At 70.2% G+C, this 25,845-nt stretch carries 26 protein-coding genes and 1 pseudogene; 17 read left to right on the top strand and 10 right to left on the bottom strand.

Features of this window, described 5'->3' with window-relative positions:
- Positions 1-84: 84 nt before the first annotated feature.
- The 10 genes and pseudogenes from GUY60_RS07985 (at position 85) to GUY60_RS07940 (ending at position 8,087) form a co-directional block, all read left to right on the top strand.
- Positions 85-924 carry a helix-turn-helix domain-containing protein gene (locus GUY60_RS07985; RefSeq protein ID WP_246234471.1) on the top strand — a complete coding sequence of 280 codons (840 nt, stop codon included), beginning with the start codon at positions 85-87 and terminating at the stop codon, positions 922-924.
- Positions 921-1,130 (top strand): DUF397 domain-containing protein, encoded by a 210-nt coding sequence (locus tag GUY60_RS07980; protein ID WP_161695283.1) that lies wholly within the window; start codon positions 921-923, stop codon positions 1,128-1,130. Before GUY60_RS07985 ends, GUY60_RS07980 begins: the two co-directional genes overlap by 4 nt.
- Positions 1,131-1,259: 129 nt before the next feature.
- The gene (locus tag GUY60_RS07975) at positions 1,260-1,538 is read left to right on the top strand and encodes a hypothetical protein (RefSeq protein ID WP_161695281.1); all 279 of its coding nucleotides are present in this window, start codon (positions 1,260-1,262) and stop codon (positions 1,536-1,538) included.
- A 122-nt stretch (positions 1,539-1,660) separates the two neighbouring features.
- Positions 1,661-2,155, top strand: a complete 495-nt coding sequence (locus tag GUY60_RS07970) for a dirigent protein (RefSeq protein ID WP_161695279.1) — start codon at positions 1,661-1,663, stop codon at positions 2,153-2,155.
- Between the two features lie 44 nt (positions 2,156-2,199).
- On the top strand, positions 2,200-2,640 hold the full coding sequence (locus GUY60_RS07965) for a YybH family protein (protein ID WP_161695277.1): 441 nt from the start codon (positions 2,200-2,202) through the stop codon (positions 2,638-2,640).
- A 177-nt stretch (positions 2,641-2,817) separates the two neighbouring features.
- Positions 2,818-3,753: pseudogene (locus GUY60_RS07960) on the top strand (glycoside hydrolase family 16 protein); the annotation flags it as partial.
- Between the two features lie 110 nt (positions 3,754-3,863).
- Positions 3,864-4,754 carry an NAD(P)-dependent oxidoreductase gene (locus tag GUY60_RS07955; protein WP_161695273.1) on the top strand — a complete coding sequence of 297 codons (891 nt, stop codon included), beginning with the start codon at positions 3,864-3,866 and terminating at the stop codon, positions 4,752-4,754.
- A 56-nt stretch (positions 4,755-4,810) separates the two neighbouring features.
- On the top strand, positions 4,811-5,251 hold the full coding sequence (locus tag GUY60_RS07950) for a MerR family transcriptional regulator (protein ID WP_161695271.1): 441 nt from the start codon (positions 4,811-4,813) through the stop codon (positions 5,249-5,251).
- On the top strand, positions 5,242-5,583 hold the full coding sequence (locus tag GUY60_RS07945; RefSeq protein WP_161695269.1) for a thioredoxin family protein: 342 nt from the start codon (positions 5,242-5,244) through the stop codon (positions 5,581-5,583). Before GUY60_RS07950 ends, GUY60_RS07945 begins: the two co-directional genes overlap by 10 nt.
- A gap of 200 nt (positions 5,584-5,783) precedes the next feature.
- Positions 5,784-8,087, top strand: coding sequence for an ATP-binding domain-containing protein (locus tag GUY60_RS07940; protein ID WP_187369959.1), 2,304 nt, complete (start codon positions 5,784-5,786; stop codon positions 8,085-8,087).
- Here GUY60_RS07940 and GUY60_RS07935 read toward each other — a convergent pair.
- The 3 genes from GUY60_RS07935 to GUY60_RS07925 form a co-directional block, all read right to left on the bottom strand.
- Complete coding sequence (locus GUY60_RS07935; protein WP_161695265.1) at positions 8,084-9,475, bottom strand: maltokinase N-terminal cap-like domain-containing protein; 1,392 nt, start codon at positions 9,473-9,475, stop codon at positions 8,084-8,086. The genes GUY60_RS07940 and GUY60_RS07935 overlap by 4 nt on opposite strands.
- 184 nt (positions 9,476-9,659) lie before the next feature.
- Complete coding sequence (locus tag GUY60_RS07930; RefSeq protein ID WP_161695264.1) at positions 9,660-11,261, bottom strand: M4 family metallopeptidase; 1,602 nt, start codon at positions 11,259-11,261, stop codon at positions 9,660-9,662.
- Positions 11,262-11,515: 254 nt separating this feature from the next.
- Complete coding sequence (locus tag GUY60_RS07925; RefSeq protein ID WP_312866222.1) at positions 11,516-13,525, bottom strand: M4 family metallopeptidase; 2,010 nt, start codon at positions 13,523-13,525, stop codon at positions 11,516-11,518.
- Between the two features lie 376 nt (positions 13,526-13,901).
- Here GUY60_RS07925 and GUY60_RS07920 point away from each other — a divergent pair, with 376 nt between their 5' ends.
- Together GUY60_RS07920 and GUY60_RS07915 are read left to right on the top strand one after the other, a co-directional pair.
- Complete coding sequence (locus tag GUY60_RS07920) at positions 13,902-14,141, top strand: type II toxin-antitoxin system Phd/YefM family antitoxin (protein WP_161695260.1); 240 nt, start codon at positions 13,902-13,904, stop codon at positions 14,139-14,141.
- Complete coding sequence (locus GUY60_RS07915; protein WP_161695258.1) at positions 14,141-14,515, top strand: type II toxin-antitoxin system VapC family toxin; 375 nt, start codon at positions 14,141-14,143, stop codon at positions 14,513-14,515. The genes GUY60_RS07920 and GUY60_RS07915 overlap by 1 nt, the downstream gene beginning before the upstream one ends.
- 31 nt (positions 14,516-14,546) lie before the next feature.
- Here GUY60_RS07915 and GUY60_RS07910 read toward each other — a convergent pair whose 3' ends face one another.
- The 7 genes from GUY60_RS07910 to GUY60_RS07880 all read right to left on the bottom strand — a co-directional run bounded on the left by GUY60_RS07910 (position 14,547) and on the right by GUY60_RS07880 (position 20,277).
- Entirely contained in the window at positions 14,547-14,825 is a 279-nt protein-coding gene (locus tag GUY60_RS07910; RefSeq protein ID WP_161695256.1) for a hypothetical protein, read from the bottom strand.
- 1 nt (position 14,826) lies between these two features.
- Entirely contained in the window at positions 14,827-15,969 is a 1,143-nt protein-coding gene (locus tag GUY60_RS07905; RefSeq protein WP_161695254.1) for a hypothetical protein, read from the bottom strand.
- Positions 15,970-15,985: 16 nt separating this feature from the next.
- Positions 15,986-16,393, bottom strand: coding sequence for a hypothetical protein (locus tag GUY60_RS07900; protein ID WP_312866221.1), 408 nt, complete (start codon positions 16,391-16,393; stop codon positions 15,986-15,988).
- A 165-nt stretch (positions 16,394-16,558) separates the two neighbouring features.
- Entirely contained in the window at positions 16,559-17,203 is a 645-nt protein-coding gene (locus GUY60_RS07895; protein WP_161695252.1) for a response regulator, read from the bottom strand.
- Positions 17,193-18,518 carry a sensor histidine kinase gene (locus tag GUY60_RS07890; RefSeq protein ID WP_161695250.1) on the bottom strand — a complete coding sequence of 442 codons (1,326 nt, stop codon included), beginning with the start codon at positions 18,516-18,518 and terminating at the stop codon, positions 17,193-17,195. The genes GUY60_RS07895 and GUY60_RS07890 overlap by 11 nt, the downstream gene beginning before the upstream one ends.
- Positions 18,519-18,586: 68 nt before the next feature.
- Positions 18,587-19,372, bottom strand: a complete 786-nt coding sequence (locus GUY60_RS07885) for an ABC transporter permease (protein WP_161695248.1) — start codon at positions 19,370-19,372, stop codon at positions 18,587-18,589.
- Positions 19,369-20,277, bottom strand: coding sequence for an ABC transporter ATP-binding protein (locus tag GUY60_RS07880; RefSeq protein ID WP_161695246.1), 909 nt, complete (start codon positions 20,275-20,277; stop codon positions 19,369-19,371). Before GUY60_RS07880 ends, GUY60_RS07885 begins: the two co-directional genes overlap by 4 nt.
- Before the next feature lie 173 nt (positions 20,278-20,450).
- On the opposite strand from GUY60_RS07880, the gene GUY60_RS07875 reads away from it, so the two are divergent.
- The 5 genes from GUY60_RS07875 (at position 20,451) to GUY60_RS07855 (ending at position 25,409) form a co-directional block, all read left to right on the top strand.
- Positions 20,451-20,891, top strand: coding sequence for a hypothetical protein (locus GUY60_RS07875; protein ID WP_246234458.1), 441 nt, complete (start codon positions 20,451-20,453; stop codon positions 20,889-20,891).
- A gap of 180 nt (positions 20,892-21,071) precedes the next feature.
- The gene (locus tag GUY60_RS07870) at positions 21,072-22,277 is read left to right on the top strand and encodes a L,D-transpeptidase (RefSeq protein ID WP_161695244.1); all 1,206 of its coding nucleotides are present in this window, start codon (positions 21,072-21,074) and stop codon (positions 22,275-22,277) included.
- Positions 22,278-22,513: 236 nt separating this feature from the next.
- Entirely contained in the window at positions 22,514-23,761 is a 1,248-nt protein-coding gene (locus tag GUY60_RS07865) for a L,D-transpeptidase (RefSeq protein WP_161695242.1), read from the top strand.
- 76 nt (positions 23,762-23,837) lie between these two features.
- Positions 23,838-24,605 carry an enoyl-CoA hydratase/isomerase family protein gene (locus GUY60_RS07860; RefSeq protein ID WP_161695240.1) on the top strand — a complete coding sequence of 256 codons (768 nt, stop codon included), beginning with the start codon at positions 23,838-23,840 and terminating at the stop codon, positions 24,603-24,605.
- A 300-nt stretch (positions 24,606-24,905) separates the two neighbouring features.
- The gene (locus GUY60_RS07855) at positions 24,906-25,409 is read left to right on the top strand and encodes an ATP-binding protein (RefSeq protein ID WP_161695238.1); all 504 of its coding nucleotides are present in this window, start codon (positions 24,906-24,908) and stop codon (positions 25,407-25,409) included.
- The last annotated feature ends 436 nt before the right edge of the window (positions 25,410-25,845 follow it).

Here is a 25,845-nt window from a genome sequence, read left to right as displayed (position 1 = left end):
CCTCTCTGTAGCCATTCCGCTACCGAGAGCCTCAGCGTGGCCTACGGTCAGAGAGTCTTCAACGTTCCAGGGGCGGAGAGCACGTTGGTAAACACCAAAGAATTGAACCCTGAAGAAGGCCCGTTGGCGGCCTACGGAGCGCGTTTGCGCAGCTCACGGGAAGCGCACGGATGGAAGCAGGACGAACTAGCTGAACGCATCGGCTACTCGGGCCGTCACGTCTCCGCAGTCGAAACTGGAAACAAACCGCCAACTCTCCGATTCTCGCGCAGTGTTGATGCCACTTTCGGGTTCGCCGGGACCGCAGACTCGTTCGAGCGCGCGTGGGGAGAGCTTCGCAACGGCAGCCTGCTGGAAGGGTTCCCGGAGTACGTGGGGTACGAGGGGCGAGCGGTAGAGCTGCGGTTGTACGAAATCGGAGTCGTCCCGGGGCTGTTGCAGACGCCGGATTACGCACAGGTCCTGACGGACAGCGTTGCGCAGCGGGGTGCCATCACAGCCGAACACGCCACCGAGCGAGTCGAGTTCCTCGCACAGCGACAGGCGGCGCTGGAGCGGGAGCGCCCGCCCATGGTGATGGTGGTGATGGACGAGAGCTGTATCCGGAGATGGGTCGGCAGTGACGAGGTCATGGGCGCACAACTGGAACGGCTGGTCGAGTTCGCAGCGCTCCCCAACACCGTGCTCCAGGTCGCCCCGTTCTCCATAGGTGAGCGGCGCCCGTTCACTCTGCCGGTCAACCTACTGACGCTGTCCGACCGGTCCGTCATGTGCTACGCGGAATCTCAGACCCAAGGGCACTTTGATCGCGAACTGACCTCCGTCACGCCCATCATGACGGCCTACCATCAGCTACAGGCCGTAGCACTCTCCCAAGCGGAGTCGGTGGCCATGATCAACAAGTTACGAAAGGGCACCCCGTGACGACCGAATCCCCCCGCTGGTTGAAGTCCTCGTACAGCGAAAACGGCGGCAACTGCGTCGAGGTCGCCACAAACCTCGCCGCTTCGCACGGCGTCGTCCCCGTCCGTGACTCGAAGAACCCGGGCGGGCCTGCTCTGGATGTCCCCGTGGACGTGTTCGCCTCGTTCGTCAGCGGCGTCAAGGGCGGTCTGTTCGGCGGCGTTTGACCGTACGCGTACGTACGAGAAGGGCCCGGCCGGCGCGCGCGCCGGGCCCTTCTCGCGCGGGCTGCCCCGACGCCGCGTCAGCCGGACGGCCCGGAACCCGTTGTCAGTGGCCCCGACAACACTGGGCGGATGACCCTGAGCGAGCCCGGCAAGGTCGGCCGAGCCGGTAGCCCCGCCAAGCCGGGTCGCTGGCGGGATCGTGTCCGCGAGCACCAGCGCATAGCCCGAGCCCATGGGTACGGGTTGGTGGACGTCTGGCTGTCCCCGCCGCTGGACGATCCGGACGACGCCGAGACCCTGCTCAAGGACGAGCTTCAGCGCGTTCACCACGCCTTCGACGGCGAGTACTTTCACGACTTCGACTTCGAGCTGGCCGTGAAAATCGCCGGTGAACTGGGCCCTGTCTGACCGTCAGGGCAAGACAGGCAGGACAACGCCCCTGAACGCAAGTTGGCGCCCCGCCTCACATTCCGAGCGCCTGTGCTGTCGGACTGGCGAGACACCATTTGAGCGAATGAGGAGGTTCCATCATGGTCACCAGAAGCCGGGGACGAGCGTCGCTCCCGAAATTCTTCGCCATTTCGCTGGCCACCACTCTGGTCGGCGTCTTTGCCGTGAACAGCGCAGGCGCCGACACCCCGGAAAGAGGACAGGTCGAGGTCCTCGAACTCGACGTTCGGAACGATCAGTACGCGGACACTGATCTCGACCCGAAAGGGCCGAGCCTGGGGGATGCGTACGTCTACTCCGGCACCGCGATGAAGGACGGGAGCAGCGTCGGACGTGGGGGTGGGTCGTGCCAGGTCGTTCACATCAAGGGCGAAGAACTCACCACGCAGTGCCTGATCACGATCGAACTCGACCGTGGCTCTCTGACGATGCAGTCGCTCTGGGTGAGCGGAACAAAATCCCTCGACATGGCCATCACCGGTGGCACAGGCGACTTCAGTAATGCGCGGGGCACCGCTCACTACCGGGACATCGCAACGCCGAAGGAGCGGGTGCGGGCCGAAATTCAGCACTGAGCCGAAGTCAAGGGTCCACCACGAAAGGAAAGTTCGAGGTCGCGATGTCTGCACAACGTGAGAAGGACGAAGCCGAGATTCGCCGGCAGGTCGGCATGATCGCCGAGGGACTCAAGGCCAAGGATCCCGAGATCTTGAGGAAGCTGTACGCGCCGGACATCGTGTCCTTCGACGTCGAGCCGCCGCTCCAGAGTGTGGGGGTGGAGGCGAAGCTGAAGAACTGGGCGCCCGTGTTCGCGTTCTTCGAGAGCGTGAACTACGAGGTTCGCGAGCTGACCCTCACCGTTGGCGACGACGTGGCTTTCGGTCATGCCTTTGCCCGTCTCAGCGGTGCCCTGAGGGACGGGACGACGGTGGGCGGTATGTGGGTCAGGGGCACGTTCTGCTTCCGGAAGACCGACGGAACGTGGCTGATCGCGCACGACCAGGTTTCGGTGCCGCTCGATATCAGGAGCGGCAAGGGAGTAGTCGACCTCGAACCCTGACGGGCCGCGCGCCAAGTCAACAACTTCCCAGTGCTCAGCAAGCCGCCCGCCCCAACACCCCTATTCCTTCGAGAAGTTGACGCGTCCCACCCATTGACGCCCCGCCCGGCTGCAACTACAAAACTCTGAGAGCGCTCTCACTCCTTCCGTGCTCCTCTTCCCCCACAGAGGTGTTCCATGAGTAAACGTTCTGCGCTGGCCGCCGGTCTCGGGGCCGTGGCGGTACTCGCCGCCGCCCTGCTGGCCCCCGGCACCGCGTCCGGCACCGCCGCCCGAGACGTGCCCCCACCCCCCTCCGGCTGGACCGTCCAGTGGAGCGACGACTTCGATGGTGCCGCCGGCACCCTGCCCTCCGCCGAGAACTGGCAGGTCGACCTCGGGCACAACTACCCTGGTGGGCCCGCCAATTGGGGCACCGGTGAGATCCAGAACTACACCGACTCGCCCGACAACCTCAGCGTCGACGGCGAGGGCAACCTGCGGATCACGCCCTTGCGGGACGGGTCGGATGGCTGGACCTCGGCCCGTATCGAGACCAAACGCGACGACTTCAAGGCGCCCGAGGGCGGGGTGCTCGCCATCGAGGGGCGGATCCAGATGCCGAACGTGAGCGGTGATGCCGCGCTCGGCTACTGGCCGGCGTTCTGGGCGCTCGGCGCTCCGTACCGGGGCAACTACCAGAACTGGCCCGCCATCGGCGAGTTCGACGTGATGGAGAACGTCAACGGGCTCGACTCCGTCTGGGGCGTCCTGCACTGCGGTGTGAACCCGGGCGGCGACTGCAACGAGACGCAGGGCCTGGGCGACAGCCGCGCCTGCCCCGGCTCGACGTGCCAGTCCGGCTTCCACACGTACCGCTTCGAGTGGGACCGTTCCGTCTCGCCGAACCAACTGCGCTGGTCCGTCGACGGTGAGCAGTTCCACAGCCTGTCCCAGGACCGGTTCTCCGCCGAGACCTGGGCCAACATGACCGGCCACTCGGGGTACTTCCTGCTCCTGAACGTCGCCATGGGCGGGGCCTTCCCCGACGGTGTCGCGGGCAAGGCCACCCCGGTGGCGGGGACGGAGCCGGGCAAGCCGATGGTGGTGGATTACGTGGCGGTGTCGACGAAGTCGTAGCCCCGCGCCGCCCCGCCCGGTCTGTTCATCCTTACCTCGCGGTGCGTATCTGACCAAATAGTCGGTACTTGTGGGGAGTTGGGGGCGCGGCGAGGCTGGTGCGCATGACAGCAGCAGCAACCCACACTTCCACTCCCGTCGCCGTGCTCGGCCTCGGGGCCATGGGGCAGGCGATCGCCGGCGCCTTCCTCGCGGCCGGGCACCCCACCACCGTCTGGAACCGCTCTCCCGGCAAGGGTGAGCAGCTCGTCGAGCGCGGCGCAGTCCGCGCGGGCTCCGTGGGAGAGGCGGTACGGGCCTCCGAGGTGGTCGTGGTCTGCCTGCTCGACCAGACCGCCTCGCGGGCCGTGCTCGACCCGTACGCGGCGGACCTGCGCGGCCGCGTCCTGGTCGACCTCACCTCGGACACCCCGCAGCGCGCCCGCGAAGCGGCGGCCTGGGCCGAGAAGGAGGGACTCGACTACCTGGACGGCGCGATGATGGTGAACGTGCCGATGGTCGGCACCCCGGAGGCCCTGGTCTTCCTCGGCGGCTCCGCGGACGCGTACGAGAGGAGCCGGCCGACCCTCGCGGCGCTCGGCGGCCAGGTCACCCATCTCGGCGCGGACCACGGCCTTGCCGCCGCGTACGACCTCGCGGTGCTCGACTTCTTCTGGACCAGCATGTCCGGGCTCGTGCACGCCTTCGCCCTCGCGCAGGCGGAGGGGATCAAAGCCGCCGACCTCGTGCCGTACCTGAACGGCAACGGCGGGCTGCTCGCGTCGATCGCGCCGGCGATGGCGGCGGACGCCGACGGCGGGCGCTACCCGGGCGACGCCGACAACCTGGTCATGGACACCGCGGGCGTCACACACGTCCTGCACGCCGCCGAACACCACGGCCTGGACGCCTCCGCCCTGCGCGCCGTGAAGTCCGTCGCCGACCGTGCCATCGCCAGGGGCCACGGCGCCGACGGCTGGACCGCCACCATCGAAGCCGTACGGAGCCCTGCCTGACCGGCCCCGCCTCTGCCCTTGCCTTGACGTCAGGGTCAAGGGCTAGCGTCGTCCGTATGCGCATCGGTGAACTCGCGGAGCGGGCCGGGACCAGTACGCGGACGCTTCGGTACTACGAGTCGCGCGGGCTGCTGCCCGCGCGGCGGGACGGCAAGGGCCATCGGACGTATGGCGAGGCGGATCTGCGGTTGCTGCGGCAGATCAGGACCTTGCAGGACTTCGGGTTCGGCCTGGAGGAGACCAGGCCGTTCGTGGAGTGTCTGCGGGCCGGGCATCCGCAGGGCGACTCGTGCCCCGACTCCCTTGCCGTGTACCGCCGCAAGCTCGCCGAACTCGACGTACTCATCGGGGAGTTGACCTCGGTGCGTACGCAGGTCGGGGCGCAGTTGACGCGGGCCGAGCGGGCCCGTGAGGCGCTCGCCGCCGAGGCTCTGGACCCGGACGGTCCGGCGCCGCGGTGTGAGCTGACGACGGAGGGTACGGACGGATGGCAGTGAAGGTGGAAGGTGTGGCCGAGGTGGGCGACGCGGACTTCGCGGCGGAGGTGCTCGGCGCGGACCGTGCGGTGCTGGTGCAGTTCACCGCCGAATGGTGTGGTCCGTGCCGTCAACTCGCCCCGGTTCTGGGTGAGTTGGCCCGCGAGGAGGGGGCGCGGCTCAAGGTGGTGCAGGTGGATGTGGACCGCAGTCCGGCGACGGCGATCGCGTACGGGGTGATGGCGACGCCCACGCTGCTCGTGTTCAGCGGCGGCGAGCCGGTGAAGTCGATGGTCGGCGCGCGGGCCAAGCGGAAGCTGCTGCAGGAGCTGGCGGACGTGCTTCCGGCGTAGCCGAGCGGTGAACGGCGCCGCGGTGCGGCGGTAAAACGTCCGCCGATTGACGCGGGACCTATTCCTCGGGCTATATTGGGTGTTTCTGTGTGCCCACAGAAAAGGCCACCGATTTCAAGAGAAGTTCCTCTTGGAAGGTGGCCAACTAAAGACACCGTAGCCCACGAGGAGTCGAATTGTCAACCGGGGATTCCGTTGAATTGCGGCACGAGCAGCAATTCGTGGACCGCCTCTACGTCCGTCTCGACGAGCTGCGGGCCGAGCGGGAGGCGGCCGCGCGCAGCGCGTTGGCGCAGCTCGGGAACGGTATGCAGGCCAAGCTGGAACGGGATGTCACCGCCGACGAGCAGTCCCGTAGCGCCGCCGAACTGGCCGGTGTCGAATCCGGTCTCTGTTTCGGGCGAATTGATCACGCCGATCACGCCGATCACATCCGAAACGGGGAAGGCGGTGGGCATCATCACATCGGGCGAATCGGAATCCGTGCCGGCGACGCCGCGCGCACCCCGCTCCTGATCGACTGGCGTGCCCCGGTCGCGCGCCCCTTTTATCTCGCGACCGGGCATACGCCCATGGGAATCCGGCGCCGCCGCCACCTCACCACCGAGGGGCGTACGGTCACGGAACTCCACGACGAGATCCTCGACCTCGACGACCGGACCCGTACCGGCTTCGAGGACCACAACGCCGACGGGGTGCTGCTCGCCGCCCTGAACGCGGCCCGTACCGGCCGCATGGCCGACATCGTGCAGACCATCCAGGCCGAGCAGGACCGCATCATCCGCGCCCCGCACCGTGGCGTCATGGTCGTCGAGGGCGGCCCCGGCACCGGCAAGACCGCTGTCGCCCTGCACCGGGCGGCGTATCTGCTGTACGCGGAGCGGGAGTTGCTCGCCAAGCGGGCCGTCCTGATCGTCGGCCCGAACCCGGCGTTCCTCGGCTACATCGGCGAGGTGCTGCCGTCCCTCGGCGAGACCGGGGTGCTGCTCGCCACGCTCGGCGAGCTCTACCCCGGCGTGCGTGCCACCGGCACGGACAGCCCGCGGGCCGCCGCCGTGAAGGGGCGCGTGGAGCTCGCGGACGTACTTGCCGAGGTCGTACGCGACCGGCAGTCCGTGCCCGACCCGGTCCTGGAGATCGACCACGACGACTACGGCACGCTGTTCCTGGAGCGGGCCATGGCCGAGGACGCCCGCGCGCGGGCGCGCTCCACGCACCTGCCGCACAACCTGGCGCGCCCCTACTTCGTGTTCCACCTGATCGACGCGCTCACCGAGCAACTGGTGGACCGGCTCGGCGCGGACCCGTACGGCGGGCCCAACCTGCTCGGGCCCGACGACATGGCGCAGATCGGCAAGGAGATCGCCACCAGCGCCGAAGTGCACGCCGCGATCGACTCGTTGTGGCCGCCGCTCACACCGGAGGGCCTGGTCGCGGAGTTCCTGGAGGATCCGCGGGGCTACGTACCGGACGCTGACGCCGAGGCGATCCGGCGCGCGCCGGGTGCCCCCTGGACCGAGGCGGACGTGCCGCTCCTGGACGAGGCGGCGGAGCTGCTCGGCGTGGACGACTCGGCCGAGCGCGCGGCGAAGGAGGCGGAGCGGCAGCAGCAGATCGAGTACGCGCAGGGCGTCCTCGACATGTCGTACGCGTCTCGGACCTACGAGTTCGAGGACAAGGAGGAGTCAGACCAGGGCCAGGGTGACGCGGCCGAGGTGCTGTCCGCGCACGACATCATCGACGCCGAGCGGATGGCGGAGCGCCAGGAGGAGGCCGACCACCGCAGCGCCGCCGAACGCGCGGCCGCCGACCGCACCTGGGCGTTCGGCCACATCATCGTGGACGAGGCGCAGGAGCTGTCCCCGATGGCGTGGCGGCTGCTGATGCGGCGCGTCCCGACCCGTTCCATGACCCTGGTCGGCGACCCGGCGCAGACCGGCGCCGAGGCGGGCGTGGGGTCCTGGCACGAGATCCTCGCGCCGTACGTCGAGGACCGCTGGGAGATGGTGCGGCTCGGCGTCAACTACCGTACGCCCGCCGAGATCATGGACGTCGCGGCGGCCGTGCTGCGGGCCGGGTCGGCGGAGTTCGAGCCGCCCACGTCGGTGCGGTCGACGGGGCTGCGGCCGTGGGCGCTGCGCACCGACGCGGCGGGCCTGCCGTCGGCGGTCGCGTCGGCGGTCGCGCGGGAACTGCCCGCTGAGGGCCGGCTCGCGGTGATCGCTCCGGCGGCGCTGCACAGGGAGCTCGCCGAGGTGCTCGACGGGGTCACGGCCGGCGCCGCGCCCGACCTCACGCACCAACTGGTGCTGCTCGACGCGCGGCAGTCCAAGGGCCTGGAGTTCGACCGGGTCCTGGTGGTGGAGCCGGACGCCTTCAAGACCAGCGACCTGTACGTGGCGCTGACCCGCGCCACCCAGGGCCTCGGCATCGTGCACAGCCGTGAACTGCCGTTCCCTGCCGAGGGGTTGGCCGAGGCGGTGGGCGCCGGGGGCCGTCTCTAGCGGGTGGCGTCCTCGGACGTGGCGAGGCGGTGCACCGCCGACATCGGGACCGGCAGCCAGTCCGGGCGGTGTCGGGCCTCGTACAGCACCTCGTACACCGCCTTGTCGGTCTCGAAGGCGCGCAGCAGGGTCGGTTCGGCGCGTGGGTCGCGGCCGGTGACCTCGGCGTAGCCGTCGCAGTACGCGTCCCGGCAGGCCGTCGCCCAGGCGGGGGCGCGGTGGGCGTGGGCGGCGTAGTCGAAGGAGCGGAGCATGCCGGCGACGTCGCGTACGGCGGGCTGCGGGCGGCGGCGTTCGGCGAGCGGGCGGGCCGGTTCGCCCTCGAAGTCGATCAGGTACCAGGAGCCGTCGGGTCCGCACAGGCACTGCCCCAGGTGCAGGTCGCCGTGGACCCGCTGGGCGGTGGCGGGGGCGCCGTCCAGGGCGGCGAGCGCGGCGTAACCGGCGGCGAGGGCCGGGGCGTACGGGCGAAGCGAGGGGACGGCCTCGGCGGTGGTGTGCAGCCGTGCCGTCATCGCGGCGGCGAGCGCCTCGATGCGCGGGCGGCCGAGGGTGCCGGTGGGCAGGGCGTGGGCGAGGGCCCGGTGGACCTCGGCGGTGGCCCGGCCAAGCGCCCCGGCCTCGCGGGTGAAGCCGTTGCCGGCGGCGAGGGCCCGCTGCGCCAGGCTCCAGCCGTCGGCGGCGCCCGCGACGTACGGCTGCAGCAGGCCGAGGAGACGCGGTTCGCCGCGGCCGCGCGGCCGTGCGGTGGCCCAGGCGACCGGCGCGGGCACCCGCGGGTACCCGGCGCGGGCCAAGGCCAGCGGCAGTTCGAGGTCGGGGTGGACACCGGGGGCGACCCGGCGGAACAGCTTGAGGAGGTACGTGTCGTCGTACACAAGCGAGGAGTTGGACTGCTCCACGTCGAGCGGGCGGGCCGTGCGGGCGTCCGGGATGTGCGCGCCGCCGGGCTTCTCGAAGCGGAGCGCGCCGAGGGTGCCGGGGGACCGCAACCGCTCCAACAGGGCCTGGGCGAGCGGCGGATCGGGCAGCGCGTCGTACACCGCGAGGCCGCTCAGGGGACCGGTGCGGGGCCGCCCGACGAACGCGCCCGCGAGGCGCGACGGCAGGGTGCGGCGCACGCCGAGCAGCAGTTGGTAGCAGTCGGGAGGCTGGCCCGGCTGCTCCACGTCGACCAGGAGGTGCAGCAGCCCCGGCGGCGCGGAGCAGGGCAGCAACTCCGTCACCGCGACCGGCGCGAACCCGTCGATGGCCTTGCCCTTCCCGGCGAACCACCGCTGCCGGGGCAACCACCCCCGCAGCAAGGGCGCGAGCGAACGGAGCAGCCCCGGCGCGATGTCCGGGGCCAGGCTGCCCGTACCGGTACGGATCGCGGCGGTTTCCGCCATGGAGTACCCCCCTTCCCGACATGTGGGGGAGCCTTCCCGTTGGCGTCGGGTGGGCAACCTGGGGGCAGCCCGGGGGCGCACACGGGGCGCGAACACGGGGCGCGTGCGCACAGCGAAGCGGCACCGGAATCCTCCCCGGTGCCGCCCGTGACGCCGTGACCCTAAAACGCGGTCGTGCTCAACGTCAGTGCTTGCCGCCGCCCTTGGCCGCCTTCACGTTCACGCCCGCCCAGGCCGCGTCGACCGCCTTCTGCTCGGCGGAGTCCGCGCCGTAGAGGTCCTTGGCGGCGTCGAGCGTCGCCGTGCGGGCCTTGGCGTAGTTGGTGTTGGACGTCATGTACGTGGTGAGGGCCTTGAACCAGATCTTCTCGGCCTTGTCCCGCCCGATGCCCGTGACGGCCTTGCCGTCGGCGGTCGGGGAGTCGTACTTGACGCCGTTGATCTCCTTCGCGCCGCTGCCCTCGGACAGCAGGTAGAAGAAGTGGTTGGCGACGCCCGACGAGTAGTGGACGTCGATGCCGCCGATGCCCGAGTACCAGTCGTCCTTGGAGCTGCCGTCCTTGCTCGGCTTGTCCATGTAGCGCAGCGGCGTGCCGTCGCCGCGGATGTCGATCTTCTCGCCGATGAGGTAGTCGCCGACGTCTTCCTTGTTGTTCGCGGAGAACTCCACGCTCGAACCGAAGATGTCGGAGGTGGCCTCGTTGAGGCCGCCGGACTCACCGCTGTAGATCAGGCCCGCGGTGTTCGAGGTGACGCCGTGCGTCATCTCGTGCGCGGCCACGTCGATCGACGTGAGCGGCTTCGCGTTGCCCTCGCCGTCGCCGTACGTCATGCAGAAGCAGCTGTCGTCCCAGAACGCGTTGACGTAGCTGTCGCCGTAGTGCACGCGGGAGTACGCGCCGACGCCGTCGCCCTTGATGCCGTCGCGGCCGTGCACGTTCTTGTAGTAGTCCCAGGTGAGCGCGGCGCCGAAGTGCGCGTCGGCGGCGGCCGTCTCCTTGTTGGCGGCGGTGCCGTCGCCCCACTCGTCGTCCTCGCCGGCGACGAGCTTGCCCTGGCCCGAGGTGCCGTTGGCGAGGTCGTACGTCTTGTGGTCGCCGCGCGTGCTGTCGGTCAGCGAGAAGCCGCTGGACTCCTGCTTGGTGCCGAGCTCCACATCACCGCTGTACTGGGTGTGGCCGGCACCCTCGCGGATGTCGTCCCACTGGAAGATCTTCTTGCCGGTGCTGGCGTCCGTGATGACGTGCAGGCGGCTCGGAGTGCCGTTCTTCTTGGTGCTCTTGACGACCTTCTCGAACGCCAGGCGCGGGGTGCCGCTCGCGGCCCACACGACGGCACGGGCGCCCTTCGGGGCGGCCTTGGTGCGCGCGGTGTCGACCTTGAGGTCGCCCGCGTGCGCCTTCGTGACGCCTTCCGTCTTACGGGACTTGGTCTCGTGCACGACCAGGTCGCCGCCGAGGACGGGCAGGCCGTCGTAGGTGCGCTCGTAGCGGGTGTGGGTGGAGCCGTCGCGGTCCTTGACGACATCGCGGACGACGAGCTTCTCGGCGCCGGAGAGGCCGAGTTCCTTCGCGGTCTGCGCCTTGGCCGTGTTCGCGTCGCGCAGCAACTCGGCGCGCTGCGAGGCGGAGAGCTTCGCGGGCGAGGCGGCCGGGGTCTCCTCCGCCACGGGCTGCGCGGAGGCGGTGCTGAGGCCGGCGCTGATCAGAGCGGCGGCGACGATCGCGGTGCCGAGTGCGGTGGTGGCGCGTCTCGGGGTCACGTGGCGAGATATGTGGGGCGACACTCTTACTCCCTGGGTGTGGGGGCCCGGACGGCGTGGGGGGCCATCCGGGTGGGGAAGTACGTGGTGCTGGTGTGCCGTGATGCGGCTGTGCCGTGCGGGGGAAGAGTGTCACTACCGGCGCGTACATGTCAGGGGGGCGTCGCCAGGTTGACTGAAACTTGACCAATACTCGTGACGCGGCGTCCGGTATGCGAACTGAGCGGCGCCCCAGGCAAGTTGCCCGGAACGCCGCCCGTCGCCCCGTTCCGTACCGGTTACGCGAAGGTCAGTTTCCAGCTGTTGATGTACCCGGTGTCCTGCGCCGCCCGGTCCTGCACCCGCAGTTTCCAGGTACCGGCGGCGAGTTCGGACGACGCGTTCACGCTGTACGTCGCCCGTACGTCGTCGGCGGAGTCCGAGGACTGGTACGGCTTCAGGTTGTACACGGACCCGTCCGGCGCCACCAGGTCGACGACCAGGTCGCCGCGCCAGGTGTGCACGATGTCCACGCCCACCTGGAGGTTGGACGGCGCGTTGCCCGCCTTGTCGACGGTGACGGACGAGGTGACCGCCGCGCCGTTGTCCGGGATCGCCACGTCGGCGGTGTTCTCGTACACCGTGCCGCCAGGGTCGCCGCCGCCCGGCCGGGCGCCGACGTTGACGCCCGCCCACGCGTCCTGCACGGCCTTGTACTCGGCGCTCGACGCGCCGTACAGCTCGGCGGCCACCGCCTCCGTGCCGGAGCGCGCACCCGCGTAGTCCGTACGGGAGTTGAACTTGGTGGTCAGTGCCTTGAACCAGATCAGCGCGGCCTTCTCGCGGCCGATGCCGGTGACGGGAAGCCCGTCGGAGGTCGGCGAGTCGTACGCGACGCCGTTGACGGTCTTCTTCCCGCTGCCCTCGGAGAGCAGGTAGAACCAGTGGTTCGCCGGGCCCGAGGAGTAGTGCACGTCGATGCCGCCGATGCCCGAGTACCAGGCGTCCTTGGAGGAACCGTCGCGGCTCGGCTTGTCCATGTAGCGCAGCGGGGTGCCGTCGCCGCGGATGTCGATCTTCTCGCCGACGAGGTAATCACCCACGTCCTGGGCGTTGTTGGCGTGGAACTCCACGGCGGCCGCGAAGATGTCGGCGGTGGCCTCGTTGAGGCCGCCGGACTCACCGCTGTAGATCAGCCCGGCCGTGTTGGACGTGACGCCGTGCGTCATCTCGTGCGCGGCCACGTCGATCGAGGTCAGCGGCTTCGCGTTGCCGGACCCGTCGCCGTACGTCATGCAGAAGCAGGTGTCCTGCCAGAAGGCGTTGACGTAGTTGCTGCCGTAGTGGACGCGTGAGTACGCCCCCACGCCGTCGCCGCGGATGCCGCTGCGGCCGTGCACGTTCTTGTAGTAGTCCCAGGTGAGCGCGGCCCCGTACTGCGCGTCCGCGCCCGCGGTCTCCGCGTTGGCGGCGGTGCCGTCACCCCACACGTCGTCGGACCCGCTGAACAGCGTGCCCTGCCCGGACGTCCCCCGGTTCAGGTTGTACGTGCGGTGGTTGCCGCGCCCGGTGTCGCTGAGCGTGTAGCTGGAACCCGACTGGGCGGTGCCCAGGGTGACTTGGCCGCTGTACTGGGTGTTGCCGGTGCCGTTGTGCACGGCCTGCCGCTCGAACAGCTTCGCGCCGGTGGTGGCGTCCGTGACGACGTGCAGTTCGTTGGGTGTGCCGTCCTGCTGAAGGCCGCCGACGACGGTCTCGTACGCGAGGACGGGGCGGCCGCCGTCGCCGAGCCAGACCACCTTGCGGGGTGCGCGCTCCGCCTCGATGCTCTTGGCCCCGTCACCCTTCGCTATCTCGAGCGCCTGGCGTTCGGCGGCGCCCTTCGTGACCGCGGCGCGGGTGTCTACGCCGGTCAGCGTGGCCTTCGCGGCCTTGGCGACGGACTCGGTGCGGCCCGCCTTCGACGCGCTGACGACCAGGTCGCCGCCGAGCACGGGCAGGCCGTCGTAGGTGCGCTCGTAGCGGGTGTGGGTGGTGCCGTCGCGGTCCTGCACGACATCGCGGACGACGAGGCGTTCCTTCGCGGTGAGCCCCAACTCCTTTGCGGTACGGGCCTTTTCGGCGTCGGCGTCGCGCAGCAGCCCGGCCCGCTGGGCGGGGCTGAGCTTGGCGGGCAGGGCGCCCCGGTCGGCCTGGCCGGCGGTGGCGGGGGTGGCCTGGAGGCCGACGGAGAGCAGGGCGGCGGTGGCGAGCAGGGCACCGACCGCGCCGGTGCGTCTGCGGCGGGAGAGCGGGAAAGTGCGTGTCACGGCTGACTCCTTCTGCGGGCCGCGGATCACGCGGCCGGGGGGACCGGGCGGTGGGTGGCCGTCCGGGCAGAACAAGGCAGAGCACGGTGCACGTGGGGGGAGAGCCGGACGCGTCGACGGTGGAGCCGTGGGGTCGCCGGGCGCGTTCGATGCACCGGAAGAGTGGCAGCAGACACGTCGACTGTCAGGAGTGGGCCGCGAGGTTGGCCGGAATTGGTCCGTTGGCCGGTAGGGGGTGTTCGGTATGCGGATGGCGTGCGGGCGGGGGAGGGGTCGGCTGTCGAGCCGTTCGCTTCGTGGTCCACGTCGGAATACGCTTAGTTCAGCCCTTAGTTCAGCCCTTAGCCCACTTCTCGCAGCTGTCTGAGAGGCCGTGATGGAAGCAGCCCGGCAGTACAACGTGCACGAGGCCAAGACGCACCTCTCCCGCATCCTGGAGCAGGTGGCGACCGGCGAGGAAATCGTCATCAGCAAGGCGGGGGAGCAGGTCGCCAAGGTGGTGCCCCTGCGACCGGAGGTCCGGCGTACGGGGCGCGGATCCCTTGAGGGCATCCGCATACACGACGACTTCGACGAGCTGCCCGACGATGTCGCGGACGCCTTCGGGATGCGCTGATGAGACTGCTGCTCGACACGCACGTGGTCCTGTGGGGGCCGGCCGACTCGACCGAGCTGGCCGACGACGTCAAGGACCTGCTCGACACCGAACCCTCCGTGTACCTCAGTGCCGTCTCCCCCTGGGAAATCGCCATCAAGCAGTCGCTCGGCAAGCTGGAGGGGCCCCGAGACCTGGCCGAGCGCGCACGCGACAGTCAGTTCACGCCCCTGCCGATCACGGCAGGGCACGGGGTGCGGGCCGGCCGTCTTCCGCAGCACCACCGCGACCCGTTCGACCGCCTCCTCGTCGCGCAGGCACAGATCGAGGGCATGACGCTCGTGACCCGGGACGGTTGGATCCCGCACTACGACGTGCGGGTGCTGTCGGTCTGAGGGCGCGGCGGGCCAGGGTGCGGCGGAGGGCTCAGGACAGTGCTTCGAGTCCGCCCACCACGAGCATCGGCGCGATGGCCAGGGCGAGGGCCCCCGCCGCCATGCCCGGCCGGATGTCGCGCTTGGCGACATGGCCCAACACGGCGGCGACGGGCGGCAGTACGAGCAGCGCGAGGAAACTCCACCGCCAGCCCTCGTCGACGGTGAGGAAGACCATGAAGGCCAGGTAGGCCGGAACGGTCATCGCCGAGAAGACCCGGGCGCGGGAGAGGAACTGCTCCAGGGTGTCGTTCGAGAAGTGCGTCGACATCTCAGGCCACCACGCGGTTGTCGTAACCCGAGGAGCTGGCCTCGGGGAAGCCGTCCGCGGCGGCGAAGCCGTTGGCCACGCTGGCCGCCGTGATGGCGATACCGGTGAGGGCCAGCATCGTCGCGTCGAAGGCCTTCACGAGGGCCGCGTACCGCTCGATGATCATGACGGCCTGGGCGGCGGCGAGGGCGAACATGGCGACCGAGGCCGCCTGGCCGCCGATCGGGATGGCGTTGACGGCCGTGGCCGCGGCCATGTTCGCCATCCAGATGATGCCCATGTCGGCGATGAAGACGATGCCCGCCTTGAGCACCTCGGCGAGCTGGAAGGCCTGCATGGCGCCCTGCTGGTAGCAGGACTTCAGGGACTCGAAGCTGTCCTTGAACTCCCCGAGCTTCGAGCTGAACTCGTCGAAGTAGATCTTCGCGGCGTCGTAGGCGTTGCCCTCCCAGGTCACCCCGACGTTGCCGGTGCCCTTCTTGAGGTTCGCGGCCGTCGCGTCGCAGAACGAGCCGAGGTTGCCCCAGACCTCCGCGCAGTCGTTGTACTTGTTCCAGTCGCCGAAGACCCAGTTGTTGATCTCGCCGAAGATGTCGAAGCCGAACAGCAGCTTCACGGCCTCCACCGCCACCGTCGACGGGCTGCCCAGGTCCATGATGGTGCCGAGGGTCTTCTGCACCGGGCTCTGCGCGAACTCGGCGGCGTGCCCCTCGCCGTACGCGACCAGCGGGTTGTCGCTGTCGCCCTCGGGCTTCTTCAGGGTCCCCGAGGCGTCCTCCGCGTCCCCGAAGTCACTGCCGTTGCCGCCCTCGGAGCCGCCACCGCCACCGGACTTGGAGCCCGGGTAGGTGGAGTCCATCGTGGCGGCCTCCTCCTTGTCCGTCTCGCGGTAGTACGTGGCGGACTTCTTCAGCTCGGTGTGCGACGAGGTGAGGACGCTCTCCACCTTGCCGAGCGCCTTCTTCGCGGAGTCCACATACTCGTCGTGGCTGCCGGCGACCGTGTCCCACAGGTTGCCGCCGAGCGCCTTGTCGATCTGCGTGTTGTTGGTCGCGTACTCCACGGCCTTCGTGGCGCCGTCCGCGCCACGGGACACGAGCGAGGCGAAGCCGTCGATCGCACCCGGTTCTACCTTGAAACCCACGGTGTGTTCTCCGCCCTCAGTACAGTGACCAGCCACGGCTGTCATGCCGGGACTTCTTGGCTGCTTCGGCGGCCGCCTCGCGCCGCTCCTCGTCGATCTGTTCCTGCTCCGCGGCGATGGCGCGGCGGCCCTCGGCGGCCACCGCGTCGCGCTCCGCCTCGGACATCGACACCCACTTGTCCGTCATGGGCCGCGCCTGCTCGATGAGCTGGTCCGAGTACGCGGACACATTGGCCGCCTCCCGCAGGCTCGACCTGCCCGCGAGCACGTCCTGGGCCATCTCCTTCAGGGCGTCGCCGCCGTGTCCCGCGGCGAGCGTCTCCAGGGACTTGCGCAGCATCTTCGCCTGCGCGGGGTCGCCCTGGGACATGTCGAGCAGCTCGGAGTCGTCGAACCGCTTCTCCGGATCAGGCCCCTCGGCCACGTGTCCTCCTCGAGGCAGGTCATCACAGGTCCGTACCGGACCACTGGTTCATTGCGAACCTATGCACCCAGAACAACGTCTCCGCCGCGTGTCCGTCACAGAACTGTCACAGGAGCCCGGCGTTCCCCGCCCAAACCCGTGACCATTTCAGGCAGTTCAGACAGTTCAGCCGAGAATGCCCCGGTCGTACGCGGTGGCCACCGCCGCCGCCCGGTCCTTCACGCCCAGCTTCGCGTAGAGGTGCGTCAGATGGGTCTTCACGGTCGCCTCGCTGATGAACAGCTCCCGGGCGATCTCGCGGTTCGGGGTGCCCTTCGCGACCAGGGCGAGGACCTCGCGCTCACGGGCGGACAGCGGCTCCTTGCCGGGGGCGCCGCCGGGGGCGCGCACCCGGGACACCAGGCGCGAGGCCACCGCGGGCGACAGCACGGTGCGGCCCTCGGCGGCGGCCCGTACCGCGGTGAACAGCTCGTCGCGCGGGGCGTCCTTGAGCAGATAGCCGGTCGCGCCCGCCTCGATCGCGGGCAGCGTGTCCGAGTCGGTGTCGTACGTCGTCAGGACGAGGACCTTCGCGCGGGCCCCGGCGCGGGTGAGCTCCATGATGGCCGCGACCCCGCCGCCGCCCGGCATCCGCAGGTCCATCAGGACGACGTCCGGGTCGAGTTCACCGGTGAGCCGGACCGCCTCGACCCCGTCGGCGGCCTCCCCGAGCACCTCGAAGCCGTCGGCCGCGGCGAACATGCCGCGCAGGCCGTCCCGTACGACCGGGTGGTCGTCGACGATGAGGAGGGTGATGCGGTCACTGGTCATGGCGCAGCAAAGGTACGCGAGCCGACACCGCCGTGCCGTGGCCGGGCTCCGACTCCACGCTGACCGCGCCCGCGACCCGCTCCGCGCGGGCGCGCATGCCGGGCAGCCCGAAACCGCCCGCGCCGGTACGTGCCGGGACCGCCGAGGGGTCGAAGCCGGTGCCGTCGTCCCGTACGTCGAGGGCGACCTCACCGGCCATGTACGACAGGGTCACGCCGACCCGGACGGCGGCCGCGTGCCGGGCCGCGTTGGACAGCGCCTCCTGGGCGATCCGCAGCAGCGTCGCCTCGATCTCGTCGTGCAGCGGCTCCGCCGTGCCGGTGACCGTGAACTGGGCCCGCACACCGGTGCGTTCACCCCACTCGGTGACGGTCCGCTTCAGCGCCTCGTCGAGGCCGTGGTGCTCGAGGGCGGCCGGGCCGAGGTTCTGCACCGAGCGCCGGGCCTCGCCGAGACTGTGCCGGGCCAGGTCGGCGGCGCGGCTCAGATGCCGCTCCGCGAGCGCCGGTTCGGCGGTGGACGCGACGACCTGGAGCTGCGTGATGATGCCGGTCAGGCCCTGCGCGATGGTGTCGTGGATCTCCGCCGCGAGCCGCCGCCGCTCGTCCGCGACACCCGCCTCCCGTGCCTGGACGAGGAGTTGGGCGTGCAGCGCCGCGTTCTCGTCCATGGCCTCCTTGAGGCGGGTGTTGGTCTCCTCCAGCTCGGAGATGGTCGCCAGGTGGATCCGGGTGCGCTTCTCCTCGTACGTATTGAGCTGGCTGAACACCCAGAACAGGGCGACGTGCACCGCGAGGATCGCGCCGAACACGCCCCAGCCGCCGAGGCCCCCCGGCGGGAAGCCGCCCGACTGCGAGCCCGCGATGGTGATCGCGCTCGCGAAAAGACCGAGCGGCACCAGACGGCGCGGAAGGAGCCGTTCCGCGCCGAAGTAGCCGAGTGCCGCGTAGAACGCCGCGAACGGGTTCAGCCACGACACGGCGAACGCGATGCCCCAGCGGATCCCGTAGTAGCCGCCGCCCACGGCGCTCGGCCGGCTGCGGCGGCCCCGGCTTGCGCGCAGCCACCACAGTTCGAGCAGCATCGCCGCGCCGAACAGGCCGACCGCCGCCCACCGTTCGGCGGCGGACGGTAACAACTGGCCCGCGCTGGCGAACGTGAGCACGGCCGACACGGCGAGCATGGCGAACGGGCTCCGGCGCAGGAACACGTCCCAGCGCCGCTCCACGTCGCTGTGCGCCGTGGCGGCGTCAAGGGTGTCGGACGTGCGCTGCCGCCGCGCGCGCCGGGTGAGCCCGTCGTACCACTTCGCCATGGCCACAGTGTCGTCCACCGCCCGGTTCACGCCCGGCCCGGTTTCCCGTTCCCGCCGCTCCCGTCCGCTCACTCCCAGCGGAACCAGCGCGCCGCCACCCCCGTCAGGAGCACCGCCCACAGTGCGAGGACGCCCAGGTGCTGCCAGCTCGGCCAGTCGCCGGCCGCGGCTTCGCCCAGGGCCCGCGCGGCGGCGCCGAACGGCAGCAGCTCCATGATCCGGCCGAGCAGGTCCGGCATCGCCTGGACCGGCAGCCAGAGTCCGGCGCTGAACATCATCGGGAAGAACGCCGCCGCGCCCACCGCGTTCGAGGCCTTCTGGGTACGCGACACGGCCGACACCACGGCGCCCAGGGCGAGGGCCGCGCCGACGGCGAGCGCCAGGGCGATCACGTACCCGAAGAGGTGCCGGGGCAGTGCCACGTCGAACGCGAGCCGGCCCACGGCGAGCGAGAGCAGCGCGGACCCGAGCGCGGCCGCACCGTGCAGGGCCATCTGCGCGGCGAGTACGGAGGCGGGCCGCACCGGCGTCGTCGACATCCGGCGCAGGATGCCGCGCTCCCGGTACCCGGTGAGCACCGGCGGCATCGCCTGCAGCCCCGAGAGCACGAGCGACGTCAGGATCACCACCGGCACGTACGCGTCGATCAGGCGCAGACCGCCCAGGTCCGGGTCGGCCTCGCGGAAGCTCGGGATGGAGCCGAAGACCACCAGGAGCGCCGTCGGGAACACCGTGATCCAGAACAGCGAGCCGGGCTCGCGCAGGAACAGCCGCCGCTCCGCGGTGAGTACGGCCCGGGTGGCCCTTGAGCCGCCGGTGGAACGAGCCGAGGGGGATGCGAGGGTGCCGCTCATGCCGATGCTCCTGTCAGGTCCAGAAACGCGTCGTCCAACGTAGCGTCGACGACCCGGAGTTGGTGGGCGGTGATGTGGTTGCGGGCGAGCAGCGTGATCACCGCGTTCACCGTCTCGTCGGTGCCGTTGACGGTGATCCGGCCGTCCTTCTCGTCGGTCGCCACGGACACCGCCGCGGGCAGCCCGTCGAGCTCGTGCACGGCCAGCGGCCGGGACGGTGTGAACGAGATGACGGTGTTGCTCGCGGACCGGCCGATCAGCCCGGACGGCGTGTCCAGGGCGGCGATCCGGCCCTGGTCGATGACCGCGATCCGGTCGCAGAGGCGCTGTGCCTCCTCCATGAAGTGCGTGACGAGCAGCACGGTCACTCCGCTCGCCCGCACGTCCTCGATCAACTGCCAGGTGTCCCGGCGGGCCCGCGGGTCGAGGCCCGTGGTGAGCTCGTCGAGCACCACCACCCTTGGCCCGCCGACCAGGGCGAGCGCGATGAAGAGGCGCTGCTTCTGGCCGCCGCTCAGCTTGGCGAAGCGGGTGCCCAACTTCTCGCCCAGGCCGAGGCGTTCGGCCAGCGGCCGCCAGTCGACGGGCCGGTCGTAGAACGCGCTGTACATCTCAAGGGCTTCCCGCACGGTCAGTTTGGCCTGCAGTTCGCTCTCCTGCAGCTGGGCGCCGAGCAGCCCGGTCACCTCCCGGTGGTCCGCGACCGGGTCGAGACCGGCCACCCGTACGGAGCCGGAGTCGGGGACGCGCAGCCCCTCGACGCATTCGACGGTGGTGGTCTTGCCCGCGCCGTTCGGGCCCAGGAAGCCGAAGATCTCGCCCTCCTCGACGGCGAACGAGACGCCGTCCACGACAGGTCGGCCCCCGTAGACCTTGCGCAGGTCCCGTACCTCGATGATTGCCATGCCCCGAGCGTCGCCGCGACGGCCCCCGCCGGGCATCGCCCATCGCGCTCGAAGTGGCATCAACCGATCGGCTGACGGCCGGGTACGACCCCCCGGCCGGCTCTGAGTACGGGCCCCCACACCTGAGTACGGCGACCGATGTCACCGTCCACCGCGCGGCGTTGACTTGCCGCATGAGTGGACACCCCGCGACAACCGCCCCGCCTCAGTGGTCGGACGACGAGCTGCGTGCCGACTGGGCGGCGAGGAACGCGCCGCCTCCGTCCGTGCCCGGCGCTCCGGGAGACCGGGACACGGGCGCGTGGGCGCTGCCGTTGATCACCACCCTGGTGCTGCTTCTGCTCGCCCCCGTCGCCCTCGGCCTCGCCGGGCTCTCGGTGATGGCGACCGACTCCTGCGGCCCCGACAACTGCTCGGCCGCGCTGATGGGCACGCTGGACGCGATCTTCGTGACGGTGACCGTCGGGGGCGTGCTCTCGCTGGTGTCCCTGGTCGTGTGCTGGGCGCTGCCCTGGCGGCTCGGTCAGCGGGTACGGCGACGCTGGGCGGCGGCCGTCGCGGTGGCGCCGCACCTCCTGGTCGTCCTGATGGTGTTCGCGCTCCCGGCAGGCTGATCCCCGAAGAGGCGACGCCCGGCCCTCGCGCCTCAACTCCTCGCCGTACTCCCGGTGTTCGTCGCCGCCACGGGCTGATCCGGGCCCGCCGGTACGGGCCCGACGTTTCCCCCGGCCCGCCCGCGTCGTTGAACACGCGTGACACAGCTTGCGACACGCGCTCGGCGCGCACGGGCCGCCATGGCCGCCGTACTGACAGGGGTGGGCCTCGCCGCCCTCCTGGCCGTCCTCACCGGATGCTCCAGCGGGATCGACTCCCTCGACGCGGTGTTCGGCAAGGGCACGGCCGACGACGCCATCAGGATCAGCCCCGGGCACGGCGAGCGCAGCGTCCGCGCCGACCAGCCACTCGAGGTGGAGGTACCGGCCGGGCGCCTGGAGTCCGTGAAGGTGGTCAAGTTCCAGGACGCGCAGGACACCGTGGTCGCGGGCCGGATCTCCGACGACGGGCTGCGCTGGGAACCCGCCGACGAACGCCTCGCGCTCGCCGCCAAGTACACGGTGGACGCGGTCGCGCTGGACGGACACGGCCGCCGGCACGCGCGGCACACCACGTTCACGACGTTCGTGCCGGACGAGCGCTTCGTCGCCTACGTGAAGCCGGAGAACCGCGCCACGGTCGGCACCGGGATGATCGTCTCCCTCGAGTTCAACCGGGAGATCGAGAACCGGAAGGCCGTCGAGCGCGCCGTCCGGGTGCGCTCGAACCCGCCGGTCGAGGTCGTCGGGCACTGGTTCGGCGGCACCCGGCTCGACTTCCGCCCCAAGGGCTACTGGAAGCCGAACACCCAGGTCACCGTCGACCTGGGGCTGCGCGACGTGGAGGCGGCACCCGGCGTGTTCGGGCTGCAGCAGAAGCGGTTCGGCTTCTCGGTCGGCCGCAGCCAGGTCTCCGTGGTCGACGCTGCCGAGCACACCATGGAGGTACGCAGGGACGGCGAGCTCCTGTCGACGGTGCCGATCACCGCGGGCGGCGGCAAGAACACCACGTACAACGGGAAAATGGTGATCGCCGAGATGCTCGACGTGACCCGGATGAACGGCGCCACGGTCGGCTTCACGGACGGCGACGGCAAGGGTGAGTACGACATCGCGGACGTGCCGCACGCCATCCGGCTCACCACCTCGGGCACGTTCCTGCACGGCAACTACTGGGCCCCGGCCTCCACGTTCGGCAACACCAACATCAGCCACGGCTGTGTGGGCCTGCGCGATGTGAAGGGCGGCAACGGGGACACCCCGGCGGGCTGGTTCTTCGACCGCAGCCTGGTCGGGGACGTGGTGGAGGTCGTCAACTCCAAGGACAAGAAGGTCGAGCCGGACAACGGCCTGAGCGGCTGGAACCTCGCCTGGGCCAAGTGGAAGGCGGGCTCGGCTCTGCGCTGAACCCGCGACCGCACCCTGCGCTGAGCAGCTTCCTCGGCCCTGCGCTGAGCACTCGGCTCCGCACCCTCCGCCGAGCACACGGCTCCGCCCGGAATGCCCCGCGCCGTCCGCTACTTGGGACTGAACGGTGACATTCCGGGGGAGCCGTCGTCGCAGGTGGCCCCGTTAATCTGGGGATGTGCGCGGGACGCGCTGGGGTGGGGGCCCGAGAGCGGGCCTGGTGAGGGGAGAGCAACTTGAACGGGCGACCGATATCGGGGGCATCGGTTGGCGCGCGACCGCGCCGCGGCAGCGGGCGGGCGCGGGCCGGACTGACGGCCGTACTGACCGCGGCCCTGTTCGCCGTCACGGCGTGCGGCGGCTCCGGTGGCGATGACGACAAGGACAAGAACGGCTCCGGCCGGGCGAAGGCCAACGAGCCCTCGCGGGCGGTCGTGACGATCGCGCCCAAGGACGGCTCCGAGTCGGTGGCCACCAGCGGCGCGCTGAAGATAACGGCGGCCGACGGCAAGCTGACCGAGGTCGAGGTCGCGGACACCAAGGGCAACGAGATACCCGGCGAGATAGCCGGCGACGGCGCGAGCTGGAAGCCCGACCACCACCTCGCCGCCTCGACGAAGTACAAGGTGCACGCCACCGCGAAGGACTCCGCGGGCCGCGCGTCCGCCAAGGACACCACGTTCACGACGCTCACCCCGCAGAACACCTTCATCGGGCACTTCACACCCGAGGACGGCTCCAAGGTCGGTGTGGGCATGCCGTTCTCGGTCAACTTCGACCGCGGCATCACGAGCCCGGAGGCCGTCGAGGACGCCATCGAGGTCACGGCCGAGCCGAAGGTCGAGATCCGGCACAAGTGGTACGGCAACGACCGGCTCGACTTCCGCCCGGAGAAATACTGGAAGGCGGGCACCAAGGTCACCGTGAAGCTCAACCTCGACGGTGTCGAGGGCCGCCCCGACGTCTACGGCGCGCAGGCCAAGACGGTCTCCTTCACCGTCGGCCGCAGCCAGGTGTCCACCGTCGACGCCAAGTCGAAGAAGATGACGATCGACCGCGACGGCAAGCGGCTCAAGACCATCCCGATCACCTCCGGCGCCCCCGGCACCACCACGTACAACGGCCAGATGGTCATCACCGAGAAGCACAAGGTGACCCGGATGAACGGCGAGACGGTCGGCTTCGGCGGTGAGTACGACATCAAGGACGTGCCGCACGCGATGCGCCTGTCCACCTCGGGCACCTTCATCCACGGCAACTACTGGGCGGCGTCCTCGACGTTCGGCCGCGACAACGTCAGCCACGGCTGCGTCGGCCTGCGCGACCAGCGCGGCGGCGGCGACAGCAAGACACCCGCGGCCTGGTTCTACGACCAGTCGATGATCGGCGACGTGGTCATCGTGAAGAACTCCAAGGACAAGAAGATCCAGTGGTGGAACGGCCTCAACGCCTGGAACCTCGCCTGGGACGAGTGGGAGAAGTAGTTGTTCCTCCCGGGGGCCCGGGCGGGCTGACGCCCCCCAGGCCGCTCACGGGTGAACGCCCGTTAGCCTGCCGCGTATGACCGTCAACCTCGAAGTCTCCGAAGGCGTCGGCACGATCCGTCTGGACCGTCCCCCGATGAACGCCCTAGACATCGCCATCCAGGACCGGCTGAAGGAGCTCGCCGAGGAGGCGACCCGTCGCGACGACGTGCGCGCCGTGATCCTCTACGGCGGCGAGAAGGTGTTCGCGGCCGGCGCGGACATCAAGGAGATGCAGAACATGGACCACACGGCGATGGTCCTGCGCTCCCGCGCGCTGCAGGACTCCTTCACCGCCGTCGCCCGTATCCCCAAGCCCGTCGTCGCCGCCGTCACCGGCTACGCGCTCGGCGGCGGCTGCGAGTTGGCGCTCTGCGCGGACTTCCGGATCGCCGCCGACAACGCCAAGCTCGGCCAGCCCGAGATCCTGCTCGGCCTGATCCCCGGCGCGGGCGGCACCCAGCGCCTCGCCCGCCTGGTCGGCCCGTCCAAGGCGAAGGACCTGATCTTCACCGGCCGCATGGTGAAGGCCGAAGAGGCCCTCACCCTCGGCCTGGTGGACCGCGTCGTGCCCGCCGCCGAGGTGTACGAGCAGGCCCGCGCGTGGGCCGCGAAGCTCGCCCAGGGCCCGGCGCTCGCGCTGCGCGCGGCGAAGGAGGCGGTGGACACCGGCCTGGAGACGGACATCGACACCGGCCTCGCCGTCGAACGCACCTGGTTCGCCGGTCTGTTCGCCACCGAGGACCGCGAGCGCGGCATGAGCAGCTTCGTGACGGAGGGCCCGGGGAAGGCCAAGTTCCTCTGAGTCGTACGAGTGCGCCGGGCGGGCCTGAACTCCCGCACGGGAAAAGCGAATTGACCGCCGTCACGCCTCGGTGTGGCGGCGGTCCGGCTTATCCGAACCTTAAGGGAGCCTTAAGCCCGCACCACCTCCTGGGCCGCTATATGTGCCGTCAACTGCCGGTCGTCGCAGGTCAGATGGGCTGTGCCGACAGCTGTGGTGCCTTAGGCATATGCCGGTGCGAACTGGCGGAATAGGTGGTTCCGGGGGGCGTATTCCGTCGGAACGGCCCCGGAAAGCGCTCTGGGCGGCCATGATGGGGGCATGGCGGGGCTTGAGGGCAGTGAACAACCGCGGCGTCACAGCGCAGTGACCGCCGTGCGGTGGAGTCCGGCCGTCGAGGACGAACAGGCCCTGAAAGCCCTGGAGTTGTTCGGCAACCCCACGGAGGCCGAGGTCCCGCTCCCGTCCCGCCCCGAGTCCGCGGGTACGGCCCGCCGTCTCGCCCAGGTCGTGGTGCTCCGCAAGTGGGGCCTGACGCCCCAGGTCGCCGAAGTCGTCGTGCTGCTCGTCTCGGAGCTGGTGGGCAACGCGGTGCGGCACACCGGCGCCCGGGTCTTCGGCCTGAAGATGGTGCGCAGGCCCGGCTGGCTCCGCGTCGAGGTGCGTGACCCCTCCCGCGGACTGCCCTGTCTGATGCCGGTGCACGAACTGGACACCAGCGGGCGCGGCCTGTTCCTGGTCGACAAGCTCTCCGACCGCTGGGGCGTGGACCTGCTGCCGCGCGGCAAGACCACCTGGTTCGAGATGCGCGTCACCGACCGCTGAGCTCAACTCGCCCTGTACGCACAGAAGCCCCCGTGCGCCGTGGTGCGGCGTCGTGGGGGCTTCTGTGTGGAGCGCCGCGGATCTTCGGGGGGTGTGATCCACGGCCGCTGGTACGACCTGGCCCGGGTCAATGGGGGTCGCTGCATTCAACTATGGCAGACGGTCCGGTCTCACTCAAATGAATCCATGGTGACGTGCGGCACCCACCTTGTAAACGTTGGTTAAGCGCGAGCTGTGACGTGAGCTGTGCGCCCGACCCGTAAACGTCCTTATTTGGGTTAATCATTACCCATTCGTCACCTTCGTCCTTAAATAACGGAGTGACTTCAACGGACCGCCGCGGAGCCCTGCGTACCGGAGCACTGTTCGCCCTCGCGGGCACGCTCACCGCCGCCTGCGGCACGGACGACACCGCCCGGAGCAGCAGCCCCGCCCC

It is taken from the genome of Streptomyces boluensis (assembly GCF_009908195.1).
Taxonomy (GTDB): domain Bacteria; phylum Actinomycetota; class Actinomycetes; order Streptomycetales; family Streptomycetaceae; genus Streptomyces; species Streptomyces boluensis.
The sequence above is the reverse complement of the archived record's forward strand: the minus strand, read 5'-3'. Positions and strand labels throughout refer to the sequence as shown.

Bases quoted from the DNA above. Each gene is read 5' to 3' on its own strand.
- GUY60_RS07975 (WP_161695281.1), top strand. From the start codon at position 1,260: ATGACCCTGAGCGAGCCCGGCAAGGTCGGCCGAGCCGGTAGCCCCGCC.
- GUY60_RS07970 (WP_161695279.1), top strand. From the start codon at position 1,661: ATGGTCACCAGAAGCCGGGGACGAGCGTCGCTCCCGAAATTCTTCGCC.
- GUY60_RS07965 (WP_161695277.1), top strand. From the start codon at position 2,200: ATGTCTGCACAACGTGAGAAGGACGAAGCCGAGATTCGCCGGCAGGTC.
- GUY60_RS07955 (WP_161695273.1), top strand. From the start codon at position 3,864: ATGACAGCAGCAGCAACCCACACTTCCACTCCCGTCGCCGTGCTCGGC.
- GUY60_RS07950 (WP_161695271.1), top strand. From the start codon at position 4,811: ATGCGCATCGGTGAACTCGCGGAGCGGGCCGGGACCAGTACGCGGACG.
- GUY60_RS07945 (WP_161695269.1), top strand. From the start codon at position 5,242: ATGGCAGTGAAGGTGGAAGGTGTGGCCGAGGTGGGCGACGCGGACTTC.
- GUY60_RS07935 (WP_161695265.1), bottom strand. From the start codon at position 9,475: ATGGCGGAAACCGCCGCGATCCGTACCGGTACGGGCAGCCTGGCCCCG.
- GUY60_RS07920 (WP_161695260.1), top strand. From the start codon at position 13,902: ATGGAAGCAGCCCGGCAGTACAACGTGCACGAGGCCAAGACGCACCTC.
- GUY60_RS07915 (WP_161695258.1), top strand. From the start codon at position 14,141: ATGAGACTGCTGCTCGACACGCACGTGGTCCTGTGGGGGCCGGCCGAC.
- GUY60_RS07910 (WP_161695256.1), bottom strand. From the start codon at position 14,825: ATGTCGACGCACTTCTCGAACGACACCCTGGAGCAGTTCCTCTCCCGC.
- GUY60_RS07895 (WP_161695252.1), bottom strand. From the start codon at position 17,203: ATGACCAGTGACCGCATCACCCTCCTCATCGTCGACGACCACCCGGTC.
- GUY60_RS07890 (WP_161695250.1), bottom strand. From the start codon at position 18,518: ATGGCGAAGTGGTACGACGGGCTCACCCGGCGCGCGCGGCGGCAGCGC.
- GUY60_RS07885 (WP_161695248.1), bottom strand. From the start codon at position 19,372: ATGAGCGGCACCCTCGCATCCCCCTCGGCTCGTTCCACCGGCGGCTCA.
- GUY60_RS07880 (WP_161695246.1), bottom strand. From the start codon at position 20,277: ATGGCAATCATCGAGGTACGGGACCTGCGCAAGGTCTACGGGGGCCGA.
- GUY60_RS07875 (WP_246234458.1), top strand. From the start codon at position 20,451: ATGAGTGGACACCCCGCGACAACCGCCCCGCCTCAGTGGTCGGACGAC.
- GUY60_RS07870 (WP_161695244.1), top strand. From the start codon at position 21,072: ATGGCCGCCGTACTGACAGGGGTGGGCCTCGCCGCCCTCCTGGCCGTC.
- GUY60_RS07860 (WP_161695240.1), top strand. From the start codon at position 23,838: ATGACCGTCAACCTCGAAGTCTCCGAAGGCGTCGGCACGATCCGTCTG.
- GUY60_RS07855 (WP_161695238.1), top strand. From the start codon at position 24,906: ATGGCGGGGCTTGAGGGCAGTGAACAACCGCGGCGTCACAGCGCAGTG.